Here is a 24,858-nt window from a genome sequence, read left to right on the forward strand (position 1 = left end):
CGGTGCCGCGGATCTTCAGCATGGAGCTTTCCGCGCCCGGCACGCCGCCGCCGGCCACCGCGGCGATCACGCGCAGGTTGGTGGTCTTCATGTTCTCCAGGTCGATCTCCACGCGGGCGAGGCGCGCCGCGAACAGCGGGTCCTGCGCCAGCGGACGGCCGTTGCACTGCGCGGTGGCGGCCACGCGCTTGAGCTTCTCCAACGCAGCCACCGAGAAGCCCACGCCCGCGATGTTGGTGCGCTCGTAGGTCAGCAGGTACTTGGCATAGGTCCAGCCCTTGTTCTCCTCGCCCACCAGGTTCTCGGCCGGTACCTTCACATCGGTGAAGAACACCTCGTTCACCTCGTGCTCGCCGTCCAGCGTGATGATCGGGCGCACCTCGACGCCGGGCGAGCGCATGTCCACCAGCAGGAAGCTGATGCCCGACTGCGCCTTAGCCTCGCGGTCGGTGCGCACCAGGCAGAAGATCATGTTGGCGTGCTGGCCCAGCGTGGTCCAGGTCTTCTGGCCGTTGACGACGTAGTGGTCGCCCTGGCGCACGGCGGTGGTCTTGACCGAGGCCAGGTCCGAGCCCGCGCCCGGCTCCGAATAGCCCTGGCACCACCAGTCCTCGCCGTTCAGGATGCGCGGCAGCCAGTACTGCTTCTGCGCTTCGTTGCCGTACTTGATCAGCACCGGGCCCAGCATGTTCACGCCGAAGGGCACGATGCGCGGCGCACCCGCCAGTGCGCACTCGTTCTCGAAGATGAACTTCTGCACGGCGCTCCAACCCGGCCCGCCGTACTGCTCGGGCCAGTGGTTCGCGAGCCAGCCGCGCGCATTCAGGATCGCATGCCAGCGCTCCATGTCGGTTTTGTCCAGGCGCAGGCCGGCCTGGACCTTGTGCGACAGCTCCGGCGGCAGATGCTCCGCCAGGAAGGCGCGGACGTCGTCGCGGAAGGCCTGTTCCTCAGAGGTGAATTGCAGATCCATGGGGTTCCTTGGCGGACGGCAGGCGGGGCCGCCGTCCGGTGTTCTTGTCGGTGGATTTCGAAGACTTTTCGGCCCCTCGCGCTTGCTGCACCTGCGCTTCCAGCTATCTTTTCGATAGCGAAAGCGCCAGGGTGCTCAGGCGGCTTCGGCGGCTGCGCGGTTCAGGCTGCCGAAGTCGCGGCCCTCGGCCACCAGCTTTTCCAGCAGCGGCGCGGGCTTCCAGAACAGCGGGTCTTCCTGGGCGAACTCGCGGATGTCGGCCAGGATCTTCGGCAGGCCCACCGTGTCGGCGTAGTGCATCGGTCCGCCGCGGAAGCGCGGGAATCCGTAGCCCGAGAGGAAGGTCACATCCACGTCCAGCGGCCGCAGGGCGATGCCCTCCTCCACCACCTTCGCACCCTCGTTGACCATCGCGGCCAGGTAGCGGCGCATGATTTCTTCCGACGTGAAGCTGCGCGGCACGACGCCTTTCTTCGCACGCTCGGCATCGACGATCGCCAGCACCTCCGGATCGGGCTGGCCGGTGCGGGCGCCCTCGGGATAGAGGTAGAAGCCGCGCCCCGTCTTCTGCCCGAACCAGCCGCGCTCGCAGATGCGGTCGGCGATCTCCACATAGCGCGCCTGCGGGTCGCGGGTGGCGGCGCGGCGCTTGCGGGTGGCCCAGCCGATGTCGCCGCCGGCCAGGTCCGTCACCTGGAACGGGCCCATCGGGTAGCCGAAGCCACGCACCGCGGCATCGATCTCGTAGGGGGAGGCGCCATCTTCCATGAGGTAGTCGGCCGCTTGCTTGTACACGGCCAGGATGCGGTTGCCGATGAAGCCGTCGCAGACGCCGGCGCGCACCGGCACCTTCTTGAGCGTCTTCGCCAGCGCGAAGGCAGTGGCGACCACGTCGGCGCTCACCTTGGCCGGCACCACGATCTCCAGCAGCTTCATGATGTTGGCCGGGCTGAAGAAGTGCAGGCCGATCACGTCCTGCGGGCGCTGCGTCGCCGCGGCGATGGCGTCGATGTCCAGGTACGAGGTGTTGGTGGCCAGCACGGCGCCGGGCTTGCAGACGCGGTCCAGTTCGCGGAACACGGCCTTCTTGACCTCGATGTCCTCGAACACCGCCTCGATCACCAGGTCCACCGCGGCGATGTCGTCGTAACGGGTGCTGCCGCTGTAGCGCGCCATCACGGCCGCTTTGGCGTCGGCCGTCATGCGGCCCTTGGCGACGAGGCCGTCGTACACCTTCTCGACGTGCGCGCGGCCCCGGGCCAGCGAGACGTCGTCGCGCTCGATCATCGTCACCGGCAGGCCGGCATCCAGCGCCGACACGGTGATGCCCGCGCCCATGGTGCCCCCGCCGATGACGGCGATGGAGGCCACCGGGCGCGGCGCGGCGGCCTTCGCCTCGGGCACCTTGGCGACCTCGCGCTCGGCGAAAAAGGCGTGGATCAGGCCGGCGCGCTGCGGGCTGGCGATGCATTCCATGAAGGCTGCGCGCTCGCGCTGCATGCCTTCGTCGAAGGGCAGCTCCACGGCGTTGCGCACGCATTCGACGATCTTCTGCGGCGAGAACAGGCCGCGCGATTTCTTGGCGGTGTCGGCGGCGAGCGTGTCCAGGTCGGCGAGCGCCGCGGCCTGGTCGGCGATGGCGATGTCGCGGGTGCGGCGCAAGGGCGCCTGCGCGGCCTGCCATTCCTGCACGCAGGCCAGGCCCACTGCGACCGGATCGGTACCGTCCACCAGCCGGTCCACCAGGCCCGCGGCGAGGGCCGCCTTGGCGTTCAACGGCTTGCCGCTCAGCATCAACTCGGCGGCCGGCTTCACGCCCATCAGGCGCGGTGCGCGCTGCGTACCGCCGGCGCCGGGCAGCAGGCCCAGGTTCACTTCGGGCAGGCCGAGCTGCGCGCCCGGCAGCGCCACGCGGTGGTGCGCGGCGAGCGCCACTTCCAGCCCGCCGCCCAGCGCGGCGCCGTGGATCGCGGCCACCACCCGCTTGGCGCAGGACTCGATGCGCCGGCAGACCTCGGGCAGCGGCGGCGGCACCGGCGTCTTGCCGAATTCGCGGATGTCCGCACCGCCGATGAAGGCCTTGCCCGCGCCGACGATCAGCACCGCCTGCACGTCGGCCCGCGACTCGGCTTCGTCGATGGCGGCGATGAGCCCCTGGCGCACCGCGGCGCCGAGCGCATTCACCGGCGGGTTGTCGATGCGGACGACGAGGACGCCGTCCTGGCAATGGGTCTGGACAGGCGCTGCGGTGGCGCCCGGTGCGGCGAGGGTCATGCGGAATGTCTCCTGGAAAGGCTGCTGCTCCGATCCATTCTTGCGGCGACAATGTTTTCTGACAATCCCATCAATCATTGACAGTCCGTCAAAGGATTTCTACCAATCCCGTTCTTCCACGATGGATCTGCCTTCCCTCACCCTGCTGGTCGAGATCATCGACAGCGGCAACCTCAGCCAGGCCGCCCGCAAGCTGAAGATGACCCGCGCCAACGTGAGCTACCACCTCACCAAGCTGGAAAAGGCGGTGGGGGTGCAGCTGGTGCAGCGCACCACCCGCCGGGTGGAGCCGACCGAGATCGGCCTGCGGCTCTACGAGCACGGCCGCACCATCCGCAACGAACTGATGGCCGCGCAAGAGGCCGTCACCACGCTGGGCCAGGGCCTGCAGGGCCGCGTCGGCATCAGCGTTCCCAGCGGCTACGGGCAGATCGTGATGAGCGACTGGCTGATCGCCTTCAAGCGCATGTACCCCGGCATCGTGCTGGACGTGCTGTTCGAGAACCGCGCCGACAACCTGCGCGACGAGGTGGACATCGCCATCCGCGTGGTGCAGGAGCCGCCGCTGTCGCTGGTAGCGCGCAGCCTGGGCGACGTGCGCTACCTGGCCTGCGCCTCCGCCGACTACGCCCGCCGGCACGGCCTGCCGCGCACGCTGCATGCGCTGCGCGCCGGCCCGGTCATCACCGCCGGCGTGACCGGGCGGCAACTGCGGCTGTCGGCCTACCAGGGGACGGAGCGGCACGAGGTGCTGCTGGAGCCGACGCTGATCTCCGAGCACTTCCCGTTCCTGCGCCAAGGCATCCTCGCCGGGCTGGGCGTGGGGCTGGTGCCGGACTACGTGGTGCAGGACAAGCTCGCCACCGGCGAGGTGCTGACCACGCTGGACGAATACCGGCTCAGCATCTTCGGCACCCACATGTACCTGCTGTACCTGCCCAACCGGCATCAGACACGGGCGGTGCGAACCTGCATCGACTTCCTGCTCGAGCAGGCACGCGCGCGGACCGGCACGCCGGAGACACCGGGAGACGCTGCCGGCTGACCCCGCGTCGTCGGCGCGACCAGGGCACCGTGCAGCGACGACCGGGTTACCCGTATCCTGCAGCCCGCCCCGCCCATCCGCTGCTCCGCGCCCTTTCGCCTCCCACGCCAGGACCCTGCCATGACCGACCTCCACTTCTACGAACCCGCCCAGGGCCACGGCCTGCCGCACGACCCGTTCAACGCGATCGTCGGTCCCCGGCCGATCGGCTGGATCGCCTCCCAGGACCGCGAGGGCCGCCGCAACCTGGCGCCCTACAGCTTCTTCAACGCGTTCAACTACACCCCGCCGATCGTCGGCTTCGCGAGCATCGGCTGGAAGGACAGCGTGCGCAATATCGAGGCGACCGGCGAATTCGTCTGGAACCTCGCGACCCGGCCGCTCGCCGAGCCGATGAACGCCTCGTGCGCGGCCGTGCCGCCCGAGGTGGACGAGTTCGCACTCGCCGGCCTGGAGGCGGCGCCGTCGCGGCTCGTCGCGCCGCCGCGCGTGGCCGCCAGCCCGGTGGCCTTCGAATGCCGGCTGACCCAGCTGCTGCAGCTGCAGGCCCACGACGGCCGTGCGGTCGAGACCTGGCTGGTGCTCGGCGAGGTGGTCGGCGTGCACATCGACCGCGCGCTGCTGAAGAACGGCATCTACGACACCGCAGCCGCCCGCCCGATCCTGCGCGGCGGCGGTCCGGCCGACTATTTCGAGATCGGACCGGACGGTCTATTCAAGATGCACCGGCCGCGCTGACCGGCGCAGCCAGCGCGCGCACGCAAAAAAGCCGCTCCGGCCTGGCGGTCGGAGCGGCTTTCGGAGGGCGGCGGGCGGCAAGTGCCGCCGGCATCAGGCGCGTTGCAGGGCAGCGATGCGCTCCTCGATCGGCGGGTGCGTCGAGAACAGCTTGCCGATGCCGCCGGTGATGCCCATCGCCTGCACGCTCTTCGGCAGTTCGCCGGGCACCATGCCGCCGAGGCGGGCCAGCGCGTTGACCATCGGCTGCTTGCGGCCCATCAGGCTGGCGGCGCCGGCGTCGGCGCGGAATTCGCGCTGGCGCGAGAACCAGGCGACGATCATCGCGGCCAGGAAGCCCAGCACGATGTCGAGCACGATCGTCGTGACCCAGTAGCCGATGCCGGGGCCGGAGCTGTTCTCGTCGCCCTTGCGCAGGAAGCTGTCGACCGCGTAGCCGACCACGCGGCTCAGGAACACCACGAAGGTGTTCATCACACCCTGGATCAGGGTCATCGTGACCATGTCGCCGTTGGCGATGTGGGCGACCTCGTGGCCGATCACCGCCTCGATCTCCTCGCGGGTCATGCCCTGCAGCAGCCCGGTCGAGACGGCGACGAGCGCCGAGTTCTTGAAGGCGCCGGTGGCGAAGGCGTTGGGCTCGCCGTCGAAGATGCCGACCTCGGGCATGCCGATGCCGGCCTTGTCGGCGAACTTGCGGACCGTCTCGACGATCCAGGCTTCGTCGGCGTTGGCGGGCTGGTTGATCACCCGCACGCCCGAGCTCCACTTGGCGACCGGCTTGCTGATCAGCAGCGAGATGATCGCGCCGCCGAAGCCCATGATCAGCGCGAAGCCGAGCAGCGCGCCGAGGTTGAGCCCGTTGGATGTGAGGAAGCGGTTGACGCCGAGCAGGCTGGCGACGACGCCCAGGACCACCACCACCGCGAGGTTGGTCAGGACGAACAAGACGATACGTTTCATGGACTCTCCGTGGGAATGCCGTGGAAGGGGACAACAAGGCCCTTGCGCGCAAGATGGAGCTTCAGGGGCTCCGCTTCAAGCCGCGCCGCGTCGCAGATGTCCGATGGAGTACGTTGTTCTGGCTGCCCTGCGGGGCGTAAGCGTGGGAGCGATGTTAGGGGCGAAAAGTTCTGATCGACGTAGGTGGCGGCCGAAATACGGCCGGATCGTCGTAGAACGCCGGATCGGCATTGGCCGGCCACCAGCCCGGCACCCCGAGGACCGGCAGCGGCGCGAACGGCTTCGTGCCCAGCCGCTCGGCGGTCAGTTCGCCTGCCAGCCACGCATCCAGCCCCGCTATCGAATCGATAGCTGGCGGCGCAGGCAGGACGTGCGCCGTGAGCCCTTTTCGCGGAGAAACCAGCTGTTCGACGAGCGCGTGGCCGAACAGCGTGAGCCGTGCGTCGGCCCAGCGCGCACGGTGCGTGACGAACAGGCCGCGCCAGTCGCGCATGCGCAGCGCGTCCCACAGCACGGCCGGCGCCTGCAGCACGGCGCCGTTCTCGTCGAACAGCGTGGCGCCGTCGCGCACCGGCCCGCGCCGCCCGCCGATGCCGTCCCGCGCGATCGCGTCGGACTGCACGCGGTTGAGCTGGCGCTTGGTGGCGGGAAAGACGTGCCAGACCAGCCCGTTGAAGAAGTCGTGCAGGTTGTCCCGCGTCGGAATCTCGCCGGTCGCGCGGATGTGGGATTCGTAGGGCGTGCCGGGCGGCAGCGCGTCGGGCGGCACGAACCGCGGCGCCGCATCCGGGCCATTCAGCGCCGCAACGGCTCCGCCGTTCGCCCCGCTGCGCGCCGCCGCGGCCGTGCCTGCCGCGGCATACGGCCGGAGCCATGGGCGTGCCCATTCCACTGCCGTCCACGGCACACCCGACGCCAAGCTGCTCAACCTTTCGACGCCTTCTGATGTCGCCTGTCGCGCACGGCTACCTGCGGGCTGCCTTCGCTTTGCAAATCGAAAAGGCCGGTGGCAGACAGCAGCTTCGTCAGCGTCGCGTATCCAAAATTGCGGGCGTCGAAAGATGCCTTGTTGGCGATGTGCGTGCCGACTGCACCGACCCGCGCCCAGCCGCTCTCATCAGCCGACGCCACAACGGCGCTGCGCAGCATGTTCACCAGCCTGGTGTCGCTGCGCAGTTGTTCCGGCGGCACTCGCAGCGGCACCGCCGGGCGCGGCACGGTCGCCACATCGGCCACGGACTCCGCCGCAATGGCGGACCGTGTCGCCGCCGGCACGGCGGGCACGGCCGGCAGCGACACTGCCCCCGCTGCCTCCCCGTCGACAAGCTGGTCAAGGAACAGGAAGCGCGAGCAGGCGTTCACGAAAGGTTCGGGCGTCTTGCGTGCACCGAATCCGTACACGGAAGCACCCTTGGCTCGCAGATGCATGACCAGGGGCGTGAAATCCGCGTCCGACGAGACGATGCCGAAAGCCTCTGGGTGATCCGTGTATAGAAGCTCCATCGCATCGATCACCATCGCCATATCGCTCGCATTCTTACCTTTGGAGTAGTCGAATTGCTGCATCGGCCTGATCGCGTGCTCGTGCAGCTTGTCTTCCCAGCCCCTGAGTTCGGCCTTCTTCCAGTTACCGTATGCGCGCCGGACATTGGTCACGCCGAAAGTTGATAGTTCGGTCAGGATCACCTCAATTTTCTGAGCCGGCGAATTGTCGGCATCGATCAACAGCGCGATACGCGCTTCTCGCGCTGCCGATCCGTTGCTCATCCGACGATCCGCCATTCCAGCGGCTCGCCCGAGCGCAGCGGCTTCAGCTCGGCATCGCCGAAGGTGAAGCTGATCGGCGGGGTCCAGCGCTCGCGCTGCAGCGTCATGGTGCCCGGGTTCGGCGGCAGGCCGTAGAAGGCCGGGCCGTGCAGGCTGGCGAAGCCCTCCAGCCGGTCGAGTGCATCGCGGCCGTCGAAGGCCTCGGCGTACAGCTCCAGCGCGGCATGGGCCACGTAGCAGCCGGCGCAGCCGGTGGCGTGCTCCTTCAGGTGCGCGGCATGGGGCGCGCTGTCGGTGCCGAGGAAGAAACGGTCCGATCCGCTGGTGGCGGCGTCGAGCAACGCCTGGCGGTGCACTTCGCGCTTGAGCACCGGCAGGCAGTAGTAGTGCGGCCGGATGCCGCCGGTGAAGATCGCGTTGCGGTTGTAGAGCAGGTGGTGCGGCGTGATCGTGGCTGCCTGGAACCGGCCGGCCTGCGCCACGTACTGCGCGGCCTCGCGGGTAGTGATGTGCTCCATCACGATCTTCAGCTCGGGGAAATCACGGCGCAGCGGGACCAGCTGCTCGTCGATGAACACCGCCTCGCGGTCGAACAGGTCGACCGTCGGTGTGGTGACCTCGCCGTGCACCAGCAGCGGCAGGCCTTCGCGCTGCATCGCCTCCAGGGTCGGGTAGGTCTTGCGGATGTCGGTCACGCCCGCATCGCTGTTGGTGGTGGCGCCGGCCGGGTACAGCTTGAGCGCCGCGACGCCCGCCTCGCGGGCCCGTCGGATTTCCTCCGGCGGCAAGTTGTCGGTGAGGTAGAGCGTCATCAGCGGCGCGAACGACAGGCCTTCGGGCACCGCCGCCCGGATGCGGTCGCGGTAGGCGGCGGCCTGGGCGGCGGTGGTCACCGGCGGCCGCAGGTTGGGCATGACGATCGCGCGGCCGAACTGCGCCGCGGCGTGCGGCACGGTGGTGGCGAGCGCATTGCCGTCGCGCAGGTGCAGGTGCCAGTCGTCCGGGCGGACGATGGTGAGGCGGTCGGGCGCAGCGCCGGCGGCAGCGGCGGCCGGGGCAGCGGAGGAAGCGGTGAAGGCGTCGGCAGCGGTCATCGGCGGATTTTCGCATCCGCCCTGCGCCGCGCACCGGTTGCCGTCAGCTGCCGCGGAACAGGAAGTAGCCTACGAACGCGGCCAGCATGCAGAACACGACGATGCCGACCATGCGGGCGATGTGCGGAATCACCAGCCAGGCGCCGAGCACCGTGGCGAACTTGCCGACGGTGCGGCCGTCGAACGGTCCGTCGCCCGCATGGGGCACGCCGCCCGCGACCGGGTAGCCGCAGGACGGACAGGCGGGAGCTGCGGTGGACACGCGGTGCCCGCATTCGGGACAGGAGATCAGGGCCATCGTGGCATGCCTCCCGATCGTTCAGGCTGCGGCGCCGGCGGCAGCCGGCTCGGCCAGGACGGCCTTGGGTGCCGGTACGGTCGGCTTCTGGTCGGTACAGGCGGCGGACAGCCCTGCGACCAGGACTGCGGCCGCCAGGGCGGCGATGCGGCCCGCGCCGTGGGACCGATAGGACTTTGACGATGCCATGCTGCGCACCTCCAATCAAAACAGCGGGATGCCGGGAGGTCCTGCCTGCCCGGCGCGTCCCGCCGTTTGTACCGATCGTGGGCTTTACAGGGGTGTCATTTGGTGCGTGGCCCGCAGCGCACCGGCACCCGCGTCCGTCAGTGCTGCAGGATCTTCGCCAGGAAGTCCTTGGTCCGCGGCTGGCGCGCCTCGGGATTGCCGAAGAATTCCTCCTTCGAGCAGTCCTCGAGGATGCGGCCGCCCACGTCGATGAAGATCACCCGGTTGGCGACCTTGCGCGCGAAGCCCATCTCGTGGGTCACGACCATCATGGTCATGCCTTCCTTGGCGAGGCCGACCATCACGTCGAGCACCTCACCCACCATCTCGGGGTCGAGCGCCGAGGTCGGCTCGTCGAACAGCATCACCACCGGGTCCATCGACAGCGCGCGGGCGATCGCCACGCGCTGCTGCTGCCCGCCGGAGAGCTGGCCCGGGAACTTGTCCTTGTGCGCCATCAGGCCCACCCGGTCGAGCATCTTCAGGCCGCGGGTCTTGGCCTCGTCGGGCTTGCGGCCGAGCACCTTGATCTGCGCGATCGTCAGGTTCTCGGTCACCGACAGGTGCGGGAACAGCTCGAAGTGCTGGAACACCATGCCGACCTTGGAGCGCAGCTTCGGCAGGTTGGTCTTGGGATCGTGCAGCGCGATGCCGTTGACGGTGATCTCGCCCTTCTGGAACGGCTCCAGCGCATTCACGGTCTTGATCAGCGTGGACTTGCCGGAACCCGACGGGCCGCAGACCACCACCACGTCGCCCTTGTTGATGCCGACCGAGCAGTCGTTGAGCACCTGTACCGGGCCGTACCACTTGGAGACGTTCTTGATATCGATCATTTTTTCGGACATGGCTTTTCCCGGTCAGCGGATGATGGCGATTTTCTTGTGCAGGCGCTTGACGACGTACGACAGCGCGAAGCAGATCACGAAGTACACGACGGCGGCGAGCAGGTAGCTCTCGATCGGACGGCCGTAGTTCTTGCCGGCGGTTTCGAAGCCCTTGAGCATGTCGTAGGCACCGATGGCGTAGACCAGCGACGTGTCCTGAAACAGGATGATGGTCTGGGTCAGCAGCACCGGCAGCATGTTGCGGAAGGCCTGCGGCAGGATCACCAGCCGCATGTTCTGGCCGTAGGTCATGCCGACCGCCTGGCCCGCGAAGATCTGGCCGCGCGGGATCGACTGGATGCCGGCGCGCATGATCTCGCTGAAGTAGGCGGCCTCGAACGCGATGAAGGTGATGTAGGCCGAGTATTCCGCCCGGTTGGCGGCGCCGCCCGGCAGGTAGTTGTAGAACGCGGCAGGCACCAGCAGGAAGAACCAGAGGATCACCATCACCAGCGGGATGCTGCGCATGCCGTTGACGTAGATGGTGGCCGGCACGTCCAGCACCTTCTTGCCCGACAGCCGCATCAGCGCCAGCAGCGTGCCGAACAGGATGCCGCCGATCGTCGCGACCACGGTCAGCGTCAGGCTGAACCACAGACCCTTGAGGACGAAGTTCTGGATGACGTCCCAGTTGTAGAAGCCGAAATCGAGATTCATCAGTGGCCCCCTCCGCTCGCGGCGATCAGGCCGGGCACGCGGGTGCGCTTCTCGATGAATGCCATGATGCGGTTGATCGCGAATGCCGAGACGATGTAGAGCACCGTCACGCCGAAGTAGATCTCCATCGGGCGGGCAGTTTCCTCACCGACCTGCATCGCGAACCAGGTCAGTTCGGTGACCGACACGGCGAACGCGACCGACGAGTTCTTGAAGATGTTCATCGCCTCGCTGGTGAGCGGCGGCACGATGATCCGGTAGGCCATCGGCAGCAGCACGTAGCGGTAGTACTGGGCGGTGGTGAAGCCCATCGCCATGCCGGCGTAGCGCTGGCCGCGCGGCAGGGCCTGGATGCCGGAGCGCACCTGCTCGGCGATCCGCGAGGAGGTGAAGAAGCCGAGCGCGAACACCACCAGCACGAAGCTGGAGAGTTCCTTCATCGGCGGGATGAGGGCAGGCAGCACGTGGTACCAGAGGAAGATCTGCACCAGCAGCGGAATGTTGCGGAACAGCTCGACCCAGACGGTGCCGATGCGCACCAGCACCGGGTTGTCCGGCAGCGTGCGCATGATGCCGATCACCGAGCCGACCACCAGCGCGATCACCAGCGCCAGCAGCGCCACCGAGATGGTCCAGCCCCAGGCCGACACCATCCACTGCCAGTAGGTCGGGTCCTTGCCCCCCGGGTCCTGCAAGAAGACCTGCCAATCCCACGATCCCATCGGGACTCTCCTTCGTTGTCGCTCGAAACCTGAAACGAAAAACGCCCGCCTCGGTCGGCGGGCGTTCTGTCATGCCGCGGCGCGGCTTACTGCTTGTTGGCCGCGTACTCTTCCTTGGGCTTGTCGTTCAGATTCGCCCAGGCATCCTTGGTGGCCTGCGATGCCGGCAGGTTGACCGCCGTGTTGGTCGGCGGGATCGGCTTGATGAACCACTTGTCGTAGAGCTTGGCGATCTCGCCGCTCTTGACCTGGGCCGCGATGCTGTCGTCCACCGCCTTCTTGAAGGCCGGGTCGTCCTTGCGGATCATGATCGCGATCGGCTCGACCGACAGCACGTCGCCGAGGATCTTGAAGTCCTTCGGGTTCTTGGACTTCGAGATGTTGCCCGCCAAGATCTGGCCGTCCATCACGAAGGCATCAGCACGGCCGGATTCGAGCAGCAGGAAGCTGTCGGCGTGGTCCTTGCCGGTGACTTCCTTGAAGTCGATGCCGCTGGCGCGCTTGTTCTGGCGCAGCAGCTGGACCGAGGTGGTGCCGGTGGTGGTGGCGACGGTCTTGCCCTTCAGGTCGGCGATCGACTTGATCGGCGAGTCGGCCTTGACGGCGATGCGCACTTCTTCCACGTACAGCGTGTTGGCGAAGGAGACTTCCTTCTGGCGCGACGCGTCGTTGGTGGTGGAGCCGCACTCGATGTCCACCGTGCCGTTCTTGACGAGCGGGATGCGGTTGGCGGAGGTGACCGGCTGGTACTTGATGTCGAGCTGGCTCAGGCCGAGGCTGCGACGCACGTCCTTGATGATGTTCTGGCAGACGTCGTAGTGGAAACCGGTGTAGACGCCGTTGCCCAGGGTGTAGGCCAGTGCGCCGGAGGATTCCCGGACGCCCTGCGTGATGGAGCCGCTCGACTTGATCTTGGCGAGGGTGTCGTTGCTCTGCGCGGATGCGCCGCCGGCAGCGAGTGCCGCGATGGCGAGAGTCAACAGATGCTTCTTCATGCAATCTCCTAAGGAAAGCGTTGGGTAGGAACGTGATGCGGCACCCGGGTGCCGAACCCCATCATGGTGCATTCGGGGATGGACGCATCGTACATCCAGTAGTAAGCACTCTTCATGCCTGAAATCCCCAATACGCCACCGCGGTCGTCCAGCGGGCGGGCGGACTGTATCCCCCGGCCGTGGCGACTGACCAATGCCGTTTGCAGCCAGGGTTATGCATCTTCCTCATGACCCCGGTCGGCGGTGCCGCCGGGATGGGCGACGAGGTAGGCCCAGAGCGCGTCGACCACCCGCTTGCTGCCGCCGCCGCGCGTGCCGCCGCGGGCCTTGGGTGCGGCCGGCCGCTCGCGGTAGGCACGGATGTCCATCGTCTGCGCCAGGTCGGGCCGGTCGGCCGGCGCGGCCGACACCAGCCGGCCGCTGCGCAGTTCGCGCTGGACCGCGCTCTGCGGCAGGAAGGCGATGCCGTGGCCTTCGAGCGCCATCGCCTTCAGGCCCTGCGCCATGTCGGTCTCGTAGACCCGGTCGAGGTGAACCGCGGTGCGGGCCTCCTTGAGCAGCAGCTCGACCGTCCGGCCGAGGTAGGCGGCCGGCGCATAGGCGAGGTAGGGCAGCGGCTGGCCGGCGCGGCCCGGCAGCTGGTACATCGGCTGGCCGTCGACGCCAGGGCGCACGTAGGGCGCGAGCGTCTCCTCGCCGAGGCTCACCATCTCGTAGCGGTCGGCGTCGAGCTGCAGCGGCATCGCGCTGTGGTGGTAGGCGATCAGCACGTCGCAGCTGCCCTCCATCAGACGCAGCACCGCGTCGTGCACGTTGAGCGCGGTCAGCCGGCTCTTCATCGGCCCGAGGCCGCCGCGCAGGCCGGACATCCAGGTCGGGAAGAAGGTGAATGCGAGGGTGTGCGGCACCGCGAACTCGACCACGTCCTGGCCGGCCGTCGCATGGCCGCGCAGCATGGCGCGGGTGGTCTGCAGCGCCTGCAGCATCTCGAGCGCCTGGCTGTAGAGGGTTTCGCCGGCGGCGGTCAGCCGCGTCGGGTAGGAGCTGCGGTCCACCAGGTCGGCGCCGGCCCACGCTTCCAGCGCCTGGATGCGCCGCGAGAACGCGGGCTGGGTGACGTGCCGCAGCTGGGCCGAACGGGAGAAGCTGCGGGTCTCGGCGAGGCTGACGAAGTCCTCGAGCCATTTGGTTTCCATGGGCCGCGATTATCGGCAGGCGCGGCAGGGCGTGCCCGCCGCGCGAGGCCGGCAGCCTGCATAGCACTACAACGCTATGGTTTTAATAGCATATTGCGCAGATCCCACCTGCGCAGAAGCCGGTTTTTCTTTCGAATTCCAGCCGCGGTCAGATTGGCGAGACCACGCCCCGTCCCGCGAAGTGCCCATCCGCATTGGCGACGAAACGGTCGACCGTCTGCTGCACCGCCTCGGGCGAGCGGCCGCCGACGTGCGGCGACAGCACCACCCGGTCGAGGCCGACCAGTGGGGCCGGCGGCTCCGGCTCGCTTTCGTAGACGTCGAGGCCCGCGCCCGCGATGCCGCCGGAGGCGAGTGCCGCCGCGAGCGCCGCGGTATCGACCACGCTGCCGCGCGCGATGTTGACCAGATAGCCGCGCGGCCCGAGCGCGGCCAGCACCGCGGCATCGACCTTGTGGCGCGTCTCGGCGCCGCCGGGCGTGGCGACCACCAGGAAGTCGCACCAGTCGGCCATCGCGGCCAGCGTGTCGAAGTAGCGGTACGGCGCGTCGTTTCGCGGCCGGCGGTTGTGGTAGCCGACCTCGATGTCGAAGCCCCGCGCGCGCTGCGCGATCTTGCGGCCGATGGTGCCCAGGCCGAGGATGCCCATGCGCTTGTGTGCGAGCTGCGGCGCGGTCGGCAACGCGTCGCGCCAGACGCCGGCGCGGCAGGCGCGGTCGGTCTCGGGAATGCGACGCACCGCGGCGATCAGCAGGCCGAAGGCATGGTCGGCGACGCAGTCGTCGTTGGTGCCGGCGCCGTTGGCCAGCGCGATGCCGCGCCCCCGCGCATGGGCGACGTCGATCAGCTCGTAGCCGACCCCGAGCGCACAGACCAGCTCCAGCGCCGGCATCGCGTCCATCTCGGCGGCGGTCAGGCCGACGGTGCCGATGGTCAGCACCGCGCGCACTTCGGCGCCACGTGCGGCGATCTGCTGCGCGCGCTCGGCGGCGGTCGGTGCGTACAGCAGGTCGAACTGCTCGGCGATCTGCGCACGGTGCGCGTCGGACAGGGGAATCAGGACGAGGACGAGAGGTTTCATGGTCGGAGCGGAAGCGGTCGAGAAGAACAAAAGCGGGAACGGCATCGGCCCGGCCCGCCGGCGGTGTGATGCGGTGCGGTACGGCGACGGCGCTCTACTCCGCCGCGTTGCGCTGCAGCTCCCACATGCGGGCGTAACGCCCGGCCTGCGCCAGCAGTGCTGCATGGGTGCCGCGTTCGGCGATGCGGCCGCCGTCCATCACCAGGATCTCGTGCGCGTCGGCGACGGTGGACAGGCGGTGGGCGATCACCAGGGTGGTCTTGCCGCGCGCGGCGGCCTGCAGTTCGGCCTGGATCGCGCGCTCGTTGGCCGAATCGAGGGCGGAGGTGGCCTCGTCGAAGATCAGCACCGGCGGGTCCTTCAGCAATGCACGGGCGATCGCGACGCGCTGCTTCTCGCCGCCGGAGAGCTTGAGGCCGCGCTCGCCGACCGGCGTGTCGTAGCCCTGCGGCAGCGCGGCGATGAAGTCGTGGATGCGCGCGGCCTTCGCGGCCGACTCGATCTCCGCCTGCGTGGCGCCGGTGCGGCCGTAGCCGATGTTGTAACCGATGCTGTCGTTGAACAGCACCGTGTCCTGCGGCACGATGCCGATCGCCCGGCGCAGGCTCGCCTGGGTCACGCCGCGGATGTCCTGGCCGGCGATGCGGATGCCGCCGGCACCCGGCGGATTCGACACGTCGTAGAAGCGGAACAGCAGCCGCGCCAGCGTGGACTTGCCGGCGCCCGAGGAGCCCACCACCGCGACGGTGCGGCCGGCGGGGATGGTGAAGCTCACGCCGTGCAGGATCGGCCGCGACGGGTGGTAGGCGAAGCGCACGTCGTCGAACACCACGTCGGCGCCGCCCGCCGGCACCGCGAGATCGGGCGCGCCCGGTGCGTCGGCGACCTCGCGCTCGCGCTCCATCAGGCCGAACATCTTGTCGAGGTCGGTCAGGCTCTGCTTGATCTCGCGGTAGATCACGCCCAGGAAATTGAGCGGGATGTAGAGCTGGATCATGTAGGCGTTGACCATCACCAGGTCGCCGAGCGTCATCCGGCCGGCCGCCACGCCGGCGGTGGCGCGCCACAGCATCGCGACCAGCGCGGTGGCGATGATCAGCTGCTGGCCAGTGTTGAGCAGCGACAGCGTGGTCTGCGCCTTGATGCGCGAGCGGCGGTACTGGTCGAGGCTGTCGTCGTAGCGGCGGGCCTCGTATTCCTCGTTGCCGAAGTACTTGACCGTCTCGTAGTTCAGCAGCGAATCGACCGCCCGGGTGTGCGCGGCCGAGTCGAGCTGGTTGGCCTCGCGGCGGAAGCGGGTGCGCCATTCGGTCACCAGCACGGTGAAGACGATGTACACGCCAAGCGCCGCCAGCGTGATCCAGGCGAAGCCGGCGTCGAACTTCACCGCGAGGATGGTGAGCACCAGCGTGACCTCGATCAGCGTCGGCACGATGCTGTAGAGCGAGTACGAGATCAGCGACTCGATGCCGCGCACGCCGCGCTCGATGTCGCGGGTCATGCCGCCGGTCTGGCGCTCCAGGTGGAAGCGCAGCGACAGCGCATGCAGGTGCCGGAAAGTTTCGAGCGCGATGCTGCGGGTCGCGCCCTGTGTGGCCTTCGAGAACACCAGTTCGCGCAGTTCGGTGAAGGCCGAGGTGCAGAGCCGCAGCAGCCCGTAGCCGACCAGCAGCGCGGCCGGCACCACCAGCACCGCGGTCGGGTCGCCGGGCGGCAGCGTCATGCGGTCCACCAGCGTCTTCAGGAGCACCGGCACGCCGACGTTGGCGAGCTTGGCGGCCACCATGAAGGCGAGCGCAGCCAGCACCCGCCACCTGTACTGCAGCAGATAGGGCACGAGCCGGCCGAGGGTGGCCCAGTCGGAGCGGGCGGCGGCCGGGGCGGCAGGCGCGGCGGCGCCCGGCGCCGCGGCGGGAGGGGGGGTCGTGGCAGCGTCGCCGTATCCGCGCATCGGGGAGAATCTGATCGTTGTTGTAGCCCACGATTCTGCCCATGACCGACTCCCGCACGCCCTACGGCGACCAATTGCCCGCCGACAAGGAACTGGTACTGAAGGTGATCCCGCAGCCGGGCGACTGCAACGCCAACGGCGACATCTTCGGCGGCTGGGTGATGGCGCAGGTCGACCTGGCGGGCTCGGTGATCCCGGCGCGGCACACCAAGGGCCGCATGGCGACGGTCGCGGTCAAGGAGTTCATCTTCAAGCAGCCGGTGCGGGTCGGCGACATCCTGTCGTTCTACGGCTCGCTGGTGCGGGTCGGCCGGACCTCGATCACCGTGCAGATCGAGGTGTTCGCCGAACGGTTCATCGACCAGGGCCGCTATTTCAAGGTGACCGAGGCGACGCTCACCTACGTCGCGATCGACGACATGGGCCAGCCGCGCGTGCTGCCCCAGCCCTGAGTGTCGGTGCGTCCGGCATGAGCCGCCTTGCGCTGACGCGCCTGAAGATCTACCGCACGGTGGCCCGGCAGCTGCACGGCAGCGTGCCCTGCTGGGTCTGCGGCCACCATGTGGCGCCGGAAGACGCCACGCTGGAGCACATCCGGCCGCGCGCCGAGGGCGGCAGCAGCCACCAGGACAACCTGGCGATCAGCCATGCGGCCTGCAATCTGGGGCGGCACACCGGCGCTCCACCGAAGCCGCTGTAGGGACATTCGCGTTCAGCTGGCGTTCATAAAGATAATGCGAATTCCTCGCATTAAATTTCTGCCGTCTGCATGCGCCTGCCTTTCACCGCTTCCCTTCGCCCGATTCCCCATGCCGCGCTGTGCCTGACGGCCGGCCTGTGCGCGTCCTCCGCCGTCCTGGCGCAGGACACGTCCGGCGGCACCCTGCGCGAGGTGGAGGTGCGCTCTTCGACCGCACCCGAGAGCGCGACCGGCCCGGTGAACGGCTACCGTGCGAAGCGGGCAGTGTCGGCCACCAAGACCGACACCGCGCTGGCGGAGACGCCCCAGTCGGTCACGGTCGTCACCCGCGACCAGATCACCGACCAGGGCGCCACCGGCGTGCAGGAGGCGCTGAACTACGCCGCCGGCGTGCGCTCGGAGGCCTACGGGCTCGATTCGCGCACCGACAGCGTGCGGGTCCGCGGCGCATCGCCCGACGAATACCTCGACGGCCTGCGCAAGAACAACGGCTACTACACCAGCACCGCCCGCACCGACCCCTACACGCTCGAGCGCATCGAGGTGCTGCGCGGCCCGTCGGCGATGCTGTTCGGCCAGGGCAGCACCGCCGGCGTCGTGAACCTGGTGAGCAAGCGGCCGCTGGCCGAGCGCCAGGGCGAGGTGGGCATTCAGGTCGGCAACTTCGGCCGCCGGCAGATCCAGGCCGACCTGACCGGCCCGCTCACCGCCGACGGCCAGTGGCTCTACCGGCTGGTGGCGGTCGGCCGCGACGCCGACACGCCGGTGGCCCAGGTGCCGGACGACCGCCGCGTGTTCATGCCGTCCCTCACCTGGAAACCGAATGCGGCCACCAGCCTGACGCTGCAGGGCCTCTACCAGAAGGACAAGACAGGCTCGACCTCGCAGTTCTTCCCGTGGTCGGGCACGCTGCTGTCCAACCCGAACGGCCGCATTCCGATGCGGACCTTCATCGGCCAGCCGGGCGACCGGTACGACTCCGAGCGCCGCTCGCTGGGATACCTGTTCGAGCACCGCCTGAACGACGACTGGACGGTGCGCCAGAACCTGCGCACCAGTCGCAACGAGGTTGCATACCTGAGCGCCTACGGCGACTCGTTCAGCCTGCCGGGCGGCTATGCGGCCGACCCGGTCGGCCAACGGCTGCTCGGCCGCTACTACTTCAACGACCAGCGCACCGTCCACACGCTGACGGCCGACCAGCACCTGCAGGGCAGCTTCGCCACCGGCGCGGTGCGCCACCAGGTGCTCGCCGGCCTGGATTTCGCGCGCTTCAAGTCCCAGGGCGCGAGCGGTTTCGCGCTGGCCCCGCCGGTCGATGTCTTCAACCCGGTGCCGACGCCGGGCCTGGCGGTGCCCGCCCTCACCGCCCAGCCGGACAACCGGCTGCAGCAGACGGGCGTCTATCTGCAGGACCAGATGCGCTGGGGCGCCTGGACCGTCGTCGCCGGCCTGCGCCACGACCGGTCGAGCGACCGCACCGACGGCGCCGACACCCGTCGCGACAGCGCCACCTCCAAGCGCCTGGGCGTCATGTACGCGCTGGCTGGCGGCTGGTCGCCCTATGTCAGCTACAGCGAGTCGTTCACGCCGCAGGCACCCACCGCCTTCGGCACCCGGCTGCGCCCGCTGCGCGGCGAACAATGGGAAGCCGGCGTCAAATACGAACCGGCAGGCAGCGCGCTCGCGTTCAACGCCGCGGCCTACACGCTCGAAGAGAAGAACCGCGCCCGCGCGCTGTCGCCGGTGCTGACCGACCAGCTCGGCCGCACCCGCAACCAGGGCGTCGAGCTGGAGGCCCGCGGCGCGGTCACCCGCGCGGCCGACCTGATCGCGAGCTACACCTACACCGACGTCGACCGCCAGCTCGAAGGCCTGCCGAAGCACAACGCCTCGGTCTGGGGCCGGTATCGCTTCGCACTCGCCGGCACGCCCGGCTTTTCCGCAGGCGTCGGCGTGCGCATGTTCGGCGGCTTCCGCGACCTGTCCTCCGGCACCGGCCCGCGGGTGCCCGGCGTGACGCTGGTCGATGCGCTGCTCGCCTACGACACCGCGCAGTGGCGCTTCGCACTCAACGTGCAGAACCTCGGCGACCGCCGCTACTTCAGCACCTGCCTGTCGCGCGGCGACTGCTGGTTCGGCGCACCGCGCACCGCGATCGCCAGCGCCACCTACCGGTTCTGACCGCCGCCGTCCGTCCGTCCACCCTACCGCCCCGCTTGCGCAGAGCCGCCGCCATGCCGCCCTCCTCCACGACCACTGCCTCCTCCGCCGCCTCCACCGCCGTCGCCGGCGCACCGCCGCTACGCCCGCCGGGCGCGGGTGCCGCACCGCACCGCTTCCTCAGCAGCGCCGCGATCCGCGGCTGGAGCTGGGTGCACAAGTGGAGCAGCCTGGTCTCCACCGTCTTCATGCTGCTGCTGTGTCTGACCGGCCTGCCGCTGGTGTTCCACCACGAGATCGGCCACCTGCTCGGCACCGAGGTGGAGCCGCCGGCGCTGGCGGTCGAGGCACCCCGCGTGCCGGTGGACACGACGCTGGAACGCGCCCGGCAGATGCATCCCGGCAAGGTGGTGCAGTTCTACGGTCCCGACGACGAAGACGACCGCATGGCCTTCGTCACGCTCAACACCGCGCCCGATGCGACCGACGGCTTCACCAGCCTGATGTTCGACGCCCGCACCGGCCGCGAGCTGCCGCATCCGCCGTTCGACGAAGGCTTCATGTACGTAATGTTCAAGCTGCACGTAGACCTGTTCGCCGGCCTGCCCGGCAAGCTGTTCCTCGGCTTCATGGGCTTCCTGCTGCTGGTGGCGATCGTCTCGGGCGTGGTGCTGTACGCGCCCTTCATGCGCAAGCTGGAATTCGGCACCGTGCGGCGCGACCGCAAGGCGCAGACGAAATGGCTCGACCTGCACAACCTGCTCGGCGTGGTGACGCTGGTCTGGGCCTTCGTGGTGGGGGCCACCGGCATGATCAACACCTGGGCCGACCTGGTGTTCAAGTACTGGCAGAACGACCAGATGGCCCAGATGGTCGCGCCCTACAAGGGCCTGCCGCCGCCGGCCCGGCTGGTGCCGCTGCAGCAGGCGATCGACGCCGCCGAGACGCTGCTGCCCGACATGAAGCTGCGCTTCGTCGCCTTCCCCGGCACCAATTTCTCCAGCCCGCACCACTACGCGGTGTTCATGAAGGGCGACACGCCGCTCACCTCCCGGCTGCTGCAGCCGGTGCTGGTCGACGCCCAGACCGGCAAGGTGACCGACAGCCGGCCGCTGCCCTGGTACGGCACGGCGCTGCTGGTGTCGCAGCCGCTGCACTTCGGCGACTACGGCGGCCTGCCGCTGCAGATCCTGTGGGCGCTGCTGGACATCGCGACCATCGTCGTGCTGGTCTCGGGCCTGTACCTGTGGTGGAAGAAACGATGAGCCATTCGCACTCCAACCTGCCGCAGCGCCGCCACCGCGAGCGGCTCTGGGCGCTCTGGAAATGGCCGGTCGCGATGGGCGTGCTGTCGTTGGTCGGCCTGCTCGCCGGGCTGATCGCCGACGGCTGGGGCGACTGGGTGTCGTGGGTCGGCCTGGGCGCGCCGACGGCGGCGATGCTGTGGTTCGGCTGGCTGCGCAGGCCGGCGCAGGATTCCTGAGCCTAATCGGCTTCTGGCGCCCGTCCTGCCTACGCAGGCAGCTATCGTTTCAGGAGTACGAGTCGAGAAAGAAGCCGCCGCAGTTCACGGCGTCGGCGGCGCGGCCGACAGGTCCATGTACGTCAGCTCCCACATGTGGCCGTCCAGGTCGGTGAAGCCGTGGCCGTACATGAAGCCGTGATCCTGCGGCGGGCGCGGCACGGTGGCGCCGGCGGCGCGGGCCTTGGCGACCAGGGCATCGACCTCCTCGCGGCTGTCGCAGGACAGGCAGATCAGCACCTCGGTGGTCTGGGTCGCGTCAGCGATCGCCTTGGGCGTGAAGGTCTGGAAGAACGGTTCGACCAGCAGCATCACGTAGTTGTGCGGGTCGCTCACCACCATGCAGGCGCCCATCTCGTTGGTGAACTGCGGGTTGAAGCCGAAGCCGAGGCTTTCGAAGAACGCGCGGCTGCGCGCCATGTCGCGGATCGGCAGGTTGACGAACATCATGCGGCCCATGCGGTACTCCTGTGGGGGTCTGGCGGATCGTCGCCGCCCGCATGGTAGACCGGCACCGGCCACCGCACGACGGCATGGCGCGGCGCCGTTGCCTCAGGCCGGGTAGCGCACCCGCTCGTAGCGGTCGAACTCGCGGTTGACCAGTTCGCCGTCGACCTGGCGCTCCACCCGGCGGATGTAGACGGTCTGCACGATGTCGCGGGTGGCGGCGTCGATCTCGATCGGGCCGCGCGGGCTCTCGAAGGCCATGCCGCGCATCGCGGCGACCAGCTTGTCGCCGCCCGCGTCGCCGCCGGTCTTCGTCAGCGCGGCCTCGATCGCCGCCAGGCCGTCGTAGGCCGCCACCGCGAAGTAGCTCGGCCGCAGCTTGGGGCCGTGCAGCGCGCGGAAGCGCTGGATGAAAATCCGGTTCTTGTCCGACGGATGGGCGAAGGAATAGTGGTGGCTGGTGACCAGCCCGAGCGCGGCGTCGCCAGTGGCGGCGAGGTAGCTGTCGTCGGTCGCCTCGCCGGTCGCGAGCAGACGGATGCCGGCCTGGTCCATCGCCCGCTCCTTCCAGGCCCGCAGGAAGGCCGGCGGCATCACGCCCGACGGGAAGAAGAAGAACACGGCCTGGGGTTTGGCGTCGCGCACCCGCTGCAGGTAGGCGGAGAAGTCGAGGCTGCCCATCGGCACCCGCGAACTGCCGGCGATGCGCCCGCCGGCGGCGGTGAAGGCGTCGCGGAAGGCACCCTCGGCATCGAGGCCGGAGGCATAGTCGGCCACCACCGTCCAGGCATCGCCGATGCCCTGCTTGGCGGCCCAGCGGCCCATCGGCCCGGACACCTGCTGCACGGTGAACGAGGTGCGCACCACGTACGGCGACTGCGACGGGATCGCGGCCGAAGCAGCGTTCATCACCACCAGCGGAACCCGCGCCTGGGTGGCGACCGGCGCGACCGCCGATGCGTTGGGGCTGAAGTCGAGGCCGCCCAGCACCTGCACCCGGTCCTGGATCAGCAGTTCCTGCGCAGCGCGCCGGGCCAGTTCGGGCGCGGGGCCGGCGGTGTCGCGGCGCACCAGCGCCACCGGCCGGCCGGCGATCCGGCCGCCGTGCTCCTGCAGCCAGACCGCGATGCCGGCATCGAACTGCCGGCCGTAGTCGGCATACGGGCCGGACCAGGAGGCGATCAGGCCGATCTTCAGCGGCTCGGCCGCGGGCTGGGCCCGCAGCGGCAGGCCGATGGCGGCCGCCGCCGCGGGGACACCGCGCAGCAGGCGGCGTCGCGCGGGCGACGGGAGGGACGGGGTCGAAGTGGCAGGCGACATGGGCGGCGATTGTGCATCGCAGCACCTTGCCGCCCGCCGGGCGCCCGCCCGTCAGACCTGCGAGAAGTCCGGCTTGCGTTTTTCCATGAAGGCGGAGAACGCCTCTTTTGCCGCCGGCCCGCGCAGCAGCCGGCCGAAGGCTTCGCCCTCGAGGTCGATCTGGCGGGCGACCGCGTCGGCCTGGCCCTGCTTCATCAGCCGCTTGGTCTCGACCAGCGAGGCGAGCGGCTTGGCGGCGAGCTTGCGGGCCTGCGCCTGCGCGACCGCATTGGCCTCGGTCGGCGGCACCACGCGGTTGACCAAGCCGACCTCCAGCGCTGCCTCGGCGAAGAAGGGCTCGCCGAGCAGCAGCGCCTCGGCCGCGCGGTGGTGGCCGAACATCTGCGCGAGCAGCAGGCTGGAGCCGCCCTCGGCGCACAGGCCCAGGTTGGCGAACGGCAGGCTGAACGCGGCGTTGTCGCCGGCGTAGACCAGGTCGCAGTGCAGCAGCATCGTGGTGCCGATGCCCACCGCCGGCCCGCAGACCGCCGCGACCAGCGGCTTCGGGAACGCGGCGATGGAGTGCAGGAAGCGCATCGCAGCGTTGGCGCCCTGCTCCGCGCCGCCGTCGCCCTGCTGCGAGGTGGCGAGGAATTCGGCGATGTCGTTGCCCGCGCTGAAGATCGTCGCATCGCCCTGCAGCACCACCACGCGCACCGACGCATCGGCGGCGGCGGCTTCCAGCGCGTCGGTCAGCGCGCGGTACATCGCGCGGGTGATCGAGTTCTTCTTGTCGAGGCGGTTGAAGGTGACGGTGGTGATGCCGGCTTCGGCATGGATCAGGATGTCGCTCATGGGGTGGACGTCTCGGTTCGTGTCTTTCGATTCAGGGGCGGGGCGAGTCTACGGGTCGTGCGGCGCGGCGGCGGCGGGCGGCTACTGCTTGTAGTACACGACCTGGTGCGAGGTCGCGAGCAGCAGGCCGTCGGCGTTCCAGAGCTGGGCGCTCTGGTCGAAGAAGCCGTTGCGGAATTCCTGGCCGCCGGCCTGCGCGAGCAGGAAGCCGGTGCCGGTGGCGGCGAGGTCGGCCGCGCCGGCATGGAAGTACACCGTCAGCGACACGGTGCCGGCCGGCACCTGCGTGGCGCGGCGCAGCCAGACCCGCGGGAAGAACACGTCGCACAGCGCGGCGAGCGCGGGAAAGTCGAGCGGCCGCGGCGGTGCGTCGCGCAGCCACAGCCGAGTCAGGCTGCCGTCGCCCTGGCCGTCCCAGGTGTCGGGCAGGCCGCCGGCGAGCGGCCGCATGTCGTAGCGGCGGATCCATTCGACGCTGCGGAACGGCATCGGCCGCGGCGTCACGCCCTCGGGCGGCGGCGCGGCGGGCGCCGGCAGGTCGGTCGCGCCCCAGGTGCTGCGCCGCGCGGCGGTGACGGCGGTGCCGGTGGTGACGACCTCCTCCTCGCCGTCCGCGCCGGGCTGCAGCAGCGCCAGCGTCCAGTGCTGCGTGCTGCGGTTGGTGCGCACCGGGCGCGCTTCCACCGCGAACGGCGCGTCGGCCACCGGCCCGGCGAAGTTAACGGTCAGCGACAGCGGCTCGCCGAGCCGGTCGGGGTGGCGCATCAGCGCCTGCAGCAGCGTCGCGGCGGTCAGGCCGCCGAACGGGCCGACCATGTTCCAGTAGGCGCGGCTGGGCTGTCCGGTCCAGCGGCCGGCGCCGTCGGGCGCGAGCTGCAGCGCCTCGTCGAAGGGATGGAGACTCATGGCCTGCGAGTGTCCACCACGGGCGGTGCCGCCGGCAGTCCGGTGCGAGACCCCAGGCCCCGCGAAAGCCGACAGCGCTGCCGGCCGCCGCTGCGTA

Annotated in this window: 26 protein-coding genes; 7 read left to right on the plus strand and 19 right to left on the minus strand. The window is 69.4% G+C overall.

Annotated elements, in window-relative coordinates; genetic code table 11:
* A partial coding sequence (locus QZ500_RS18725) for an acyl-CoA dehydrogenase family protein (protein WP_295857491.1) occupies window positions 1–973 on the minus strand: 973 nt, incomplete at its 3' end.
* A gap of 135 nt (window positions 974–1,108) precedes the next feature.
* The gene (locus QZ500_RS18730; protein ID WP_295857493.1) at window positions 1,109–3,247 is read right to left on the minus strand and encodes a 3-hydroxyacyl-CoA dehydrogenase NAD-binding domain-containing protein; all 2,139 of its coding nucleotides are present in this window, start codon (window positions 3,245–3,247) and stop codon (window positions 1,109–1,111) included.
* A 121-nt stretch (window positions 3,248–3,368) separates the two neighbouring features.
* Here QZ500_RS18730 and QZ500_RS18735 point away from each other — a divergent pair, with 121 nt between their 5' ends.
* Together QZ500_RS18735 and QZ500_RS18740 are read left to right on the plus strand one after the other, a co-directional pair.
* Window positions 3,369–4,292 carry a LysR family transcriptional regulator gene (locus QZ500_RS18735; RefSeq protein WP_295857494.1) on the plus strand — a complete coding sequence of 308 codons (924 nt, stop codon included), beginning with the start codon at window positions 3,369–3,371 and terminating at the stop codon, window positions 4,290–4,292.
* 120 nt (window positions 4,293–4,412) lie between these two features.
* The gene (locus QZ500_RS18740; RefSeq protein WP_295857496.1) at window positions 4,413–5,030 is read left to right on the plus strand and encodes a flavin reductase family protein; all 618 of its coding nucleotides are present in this window, start codon (window positions 4,413–4,415) and stop codon (window positions 5,028–5,030) included.
* A gap of 93 nt (window positions 5,031–5,123) precedes the next feature.
* On the opposite strand, the gene htpX is transcribed toward QZ500_RS18740, so the two are convergent.
* The 13 genes from htpX to QZ500_RS18805 form a co-directional block, all read right to left on the minus strand.
* The gene (gene htpX, locus QZ500_RS18745; protein ID WP_295857498.1) at window positions 5,124–5,993 is read right to left on the minus strand and encodes a protease HtpX; all 870 of its coding nucleotides are present in this window, start codon (window positions 5,991–5,993) and stop codon (window positions 5,124–5,126) included.
* A gap of 154 nt (window positions 5,994–6,147) precedes the next feature.
* Window positions 6,148–6,762: a DUF3025 domain-containing protein gene (locus tag QZ500_RS18750; protein ID WP_366763562.1), complete on the minus strand. Its 615-nt coding sequence runs from the start codon at window positions 6,760–6,762 to the stop codon at window positions 6,148–6,150.
* A 155-nt stretch (window positions 6,763–6,917) separates the two neighbouring features.
* Window positions 6,918–7,760, minus strand: coding sequence for an NYN domain-containing protein (locus QZ500_RS18755; protein ID WP_295857500.1), 843 nt, complete (start codon window positions 7,758–7,760; stop codon window positions 6,918–6,920).
* Window positions 7,757–8,854 (minus strand): dihydroorotase, encoded by a 1,098-nt coding sequence (gene pyrC / locus QZ500_RS18760; protein ID WP_295857503.1) that lies wholly within the window; start codon window positions 8,852–8,854, stop codon window positions 7,757–7,759. Before pyrC ends, QZ500_RS18755 begins: the two co-directional genes overlap by 4 nt.
* A gap of 43 nt (window positions 8,855–8,897) precedes the next feature.
* Complete coding sequence (locus QZ500_RS18765) at window positions 8,898–9,152, minus strand: zinc ribbon domain-containing protein (protein WP_295857504.1); 255 nt, start codon at window positions 9,150–9,152, stop codon at window positions 8,898–8,900.
* A 21-nt stretch (window positions 9,153–9,173) separates the two neighbouring features.
* The gene (locus tag QZ500_RS18770; RefSeq protein WP_295857505.1) at window positions 9,174–9,341 is read right to left on the minus strand and encodes a hypothetical protein; all 168 of its coding nucleotides are present in this window, start codon (window positions 9,339–9,341) and stop codon (window positions 9,174–9,176) included.
* 137 nt (window positions 9,342–9,478) lie between these two features.
* Complete coding sequence (locus tag QZ500_RS18775; RefSeq protein WP_295857723.1) at window positions 9,479–10,216, minus strand: amino acid ABC transporter ATP-binding protein; 738 nt, start codon at window positions 10,214–10,216, stop codon at window positions 9,479–9,481.
* Between the two features lie 24 nt (window positions 10,217–10,240).
* Window positions 10,241–10,924, minus strand: a complete 684-nt coding sequence (locus tag QZ500_RS18780; RefSeq protein WP_295857506.1) for an amino acid ABC transporter permease — start codon at window positions 10,922–10,924, stop codon at window positions 10,241–10,243.
* Window positions 10,924–11,646 carry an amino acid ABC transporter permease gene (locus QZ500_RS18785; protein WP_295857508.1) on the minus strand — a complete coding sequence of 241 codons (723 nt, stop codon included), beginning with the start codon at window positions 11,644–11,646 and terminating at the stop codon, window positions 10,924–10,926. Before QZ500_RS18785 ends, QZ500_RS18780 begins: the two co-directional genes overlap by 1 nt.
* An 86-nt stretch (window positions 11,647–11,732) precedes the next feature.
* Complete coding sequence (locus QZ500_RS18790) at window positions 11,733–12,641, minus strand: amino acid ABC transporter substrate-binding protein (RefSeq protein WP_295857510.1); 909 nt, start codon at window positions 12,639–12,641, stop codon at window positions 11,733–11,735.
* Window positions 12,642–12,853: 212 nt separating this feature from the next.
* Window positions 12,854–13,837, minus strand: a complete 984-nt coding sequence (locus QZ500_RS18795) for a LysR family transcriptional regulator (RefSeq protein WP_295857511.1) — start codon at window positions 13,835–13,837, stop codon at window positions 12,854–12,856.
* A 148-nt stretch (window positions 13,838–13,985) separates the two neighbouring features.
* Window positions 13,986–14,918: a 2-hydroxyacid dehydrogenase gene (locus QZ500_RS18800; protein ID WP_295857512.1), complete on the minus strand. Its 933-nt coding sequence runs from the start codon at window positions 14,916–14,918 to the stop codon at window positions 13,986–13,988.
* A gap of 94 nt (window positions 14,919–15,012) precedes the next feature.
* Window positions 15,013–16,869 (minus strand): ABC transporter ATP-binding protein/permease, encoded by a 1,857-nt coding sequence (locus tag QZ500_RS18805; RefSeq protein ID WP_295857514.1) that lies wholly within the window; start codon window positions 16,867–16,869, stop codon window positions 15,013–15,015.
* A gap of 41 nt (window positions 16,870–16,910) precedes the next feature.
* Between QZ500_RS18805 and QZ500_RS18810 the strand changes: the two genes are divergently transcribed.
* The 5 genes from QZ500_RS18810 (at window position 16,911) to QZ500_RS18830 (ending at window position 21,215) form a co-directional block, all read left to right on the plus strand.
* Window positions 16,911–17,321 carry an acyl-CoA thioesterase gene (locus QZ500_RS18810; protein ID WP_295857516.1) on the plus strand — a complete coding sequence of 137 codons (411 nt, stop codon included), beginning with the start codon at window positions 16,911–16,913 and terminating at the stop codon, window positions 17,319–17,321.
* A gap of 17 nt (window positions 17,322–17,338) precedes the next feature.
* Window positions 17,339–17,569 carry an HNH endonuclease signature motif containing protein gene (locus tag QZ500_RS18815; RefSeq protein ID WP_295857518.1) on the plus strand — a complete coding sequence of 77 codons (231 nt, stop codon included), beginning with the start codon at window positions 17,339–17,341 and terminating at the stop codon, window positions 17,567–17,569.
* Window positions 17,570–17,638: 69 nt separating this feature from the next.
* Window positions 17,639–19,753 (plus strand): TonB-dependent siderophore receptor, encoded by a 2,115-nt coding sequence (locus QZ500_RS18820; RefSeq protein ID WP_295857520.1) that lies wholly within the window; start codon window positions 17,639–17,641, stop codon window positions 19,751–19,753.
* Between the two features lie 53 nt (window positions 19,754–19,806).
* Complete coding sequence (locus tag QZ500_RS18825; protein WP_295857522.1) at window positions 19,807–20,997, plus strand: PepSY domain-containing protein; 1,191 nt, start codon at window positions 19,807–19,809, stop codon at window positions 20,995–20,997.
* Window positions 20,994–21,215 carry a hypothetical protein gene (locus QZ500_RS18830; RefSeq protein ID WP_295857524.1) on the plus strand — a complete coding sequence of 74 codons (222 nt, stop codon included), beginning with the start codon at window positions 20,994–20,996 and terminating at the stop codon, window positions 21,213–21,215. The genes QZ500_RS18825 and QZ500_RS18830 overlap by 4 nt, the downstream gene beginning before the upstream one ends.
* Before the next feature lie 84 nt (window positions 21,216–21,299).
* Here QZ500_RS18830 and QZ500_RS18835 read toward each other — a convergent pair whose 3' ends face one another.
* The 4 genes from QZ500_RS18835 to QZ500_RS18850 all read right to left on the minus strand — a co-directional run bounded on the left by QZ500_RS18835 (window position 21,300) and on the right by QZ500_RS18850 (window position 24,761).
* Entirely contained in the window at window positions 21,300–21,713 is a 414-nt protein-coding gene (locus tag QZ500_RS18835; RefSeq protein ID WP_295857526.1) for a VOC family protein, read from the minus strand.
* 93 nt (window positions 21,714–21,806) lie between these two features.
* Entirely contained in the window at window positions 21,807–23,021 is a 1,215-nt protein-coding gene (locus tag QZ500_RS18840; RefSeq protein WP_295857528.1) for an ABC transporter substrate-binding protein, read from the minus strand.
* Window positions 23,022–23,072: 51 nt separating this feature from the next.
* Window positions 23,073–23,855, minus strand: a complete 783-nt coding sequence (locus QZ500_RS18845) for an enoyl-CoA hydratase (RefSeq protein ID WP_295857530.1) — start codon at window positions 23,853–23,855, stop codon at window positions 23,073–23,075.
* Between the two features lie 81 nt (window positions 23,856–23,936).
* On the minus strand, window positions 23,937–24,761 hold the full coding sequence (locus QZ500_RS18850) for a thioesterase family protein (RefSeq protein WP_295857532.1): 825 nt from the start codon (window positions 24,759–24,761) through the stop codon (window positions 23,937–23,939).
* Window positions 24,762–24,858 lie beyond the last annotated feature (97 nt).

The organism is uncultured Xylophilus sp., from assembly GCA_913776965.1.
GTDB lineage: Bacteria > Pseudomonadota > Gammaproteobacteria > Burkholderiales > Burkholderiaceae_C > Xylophilus.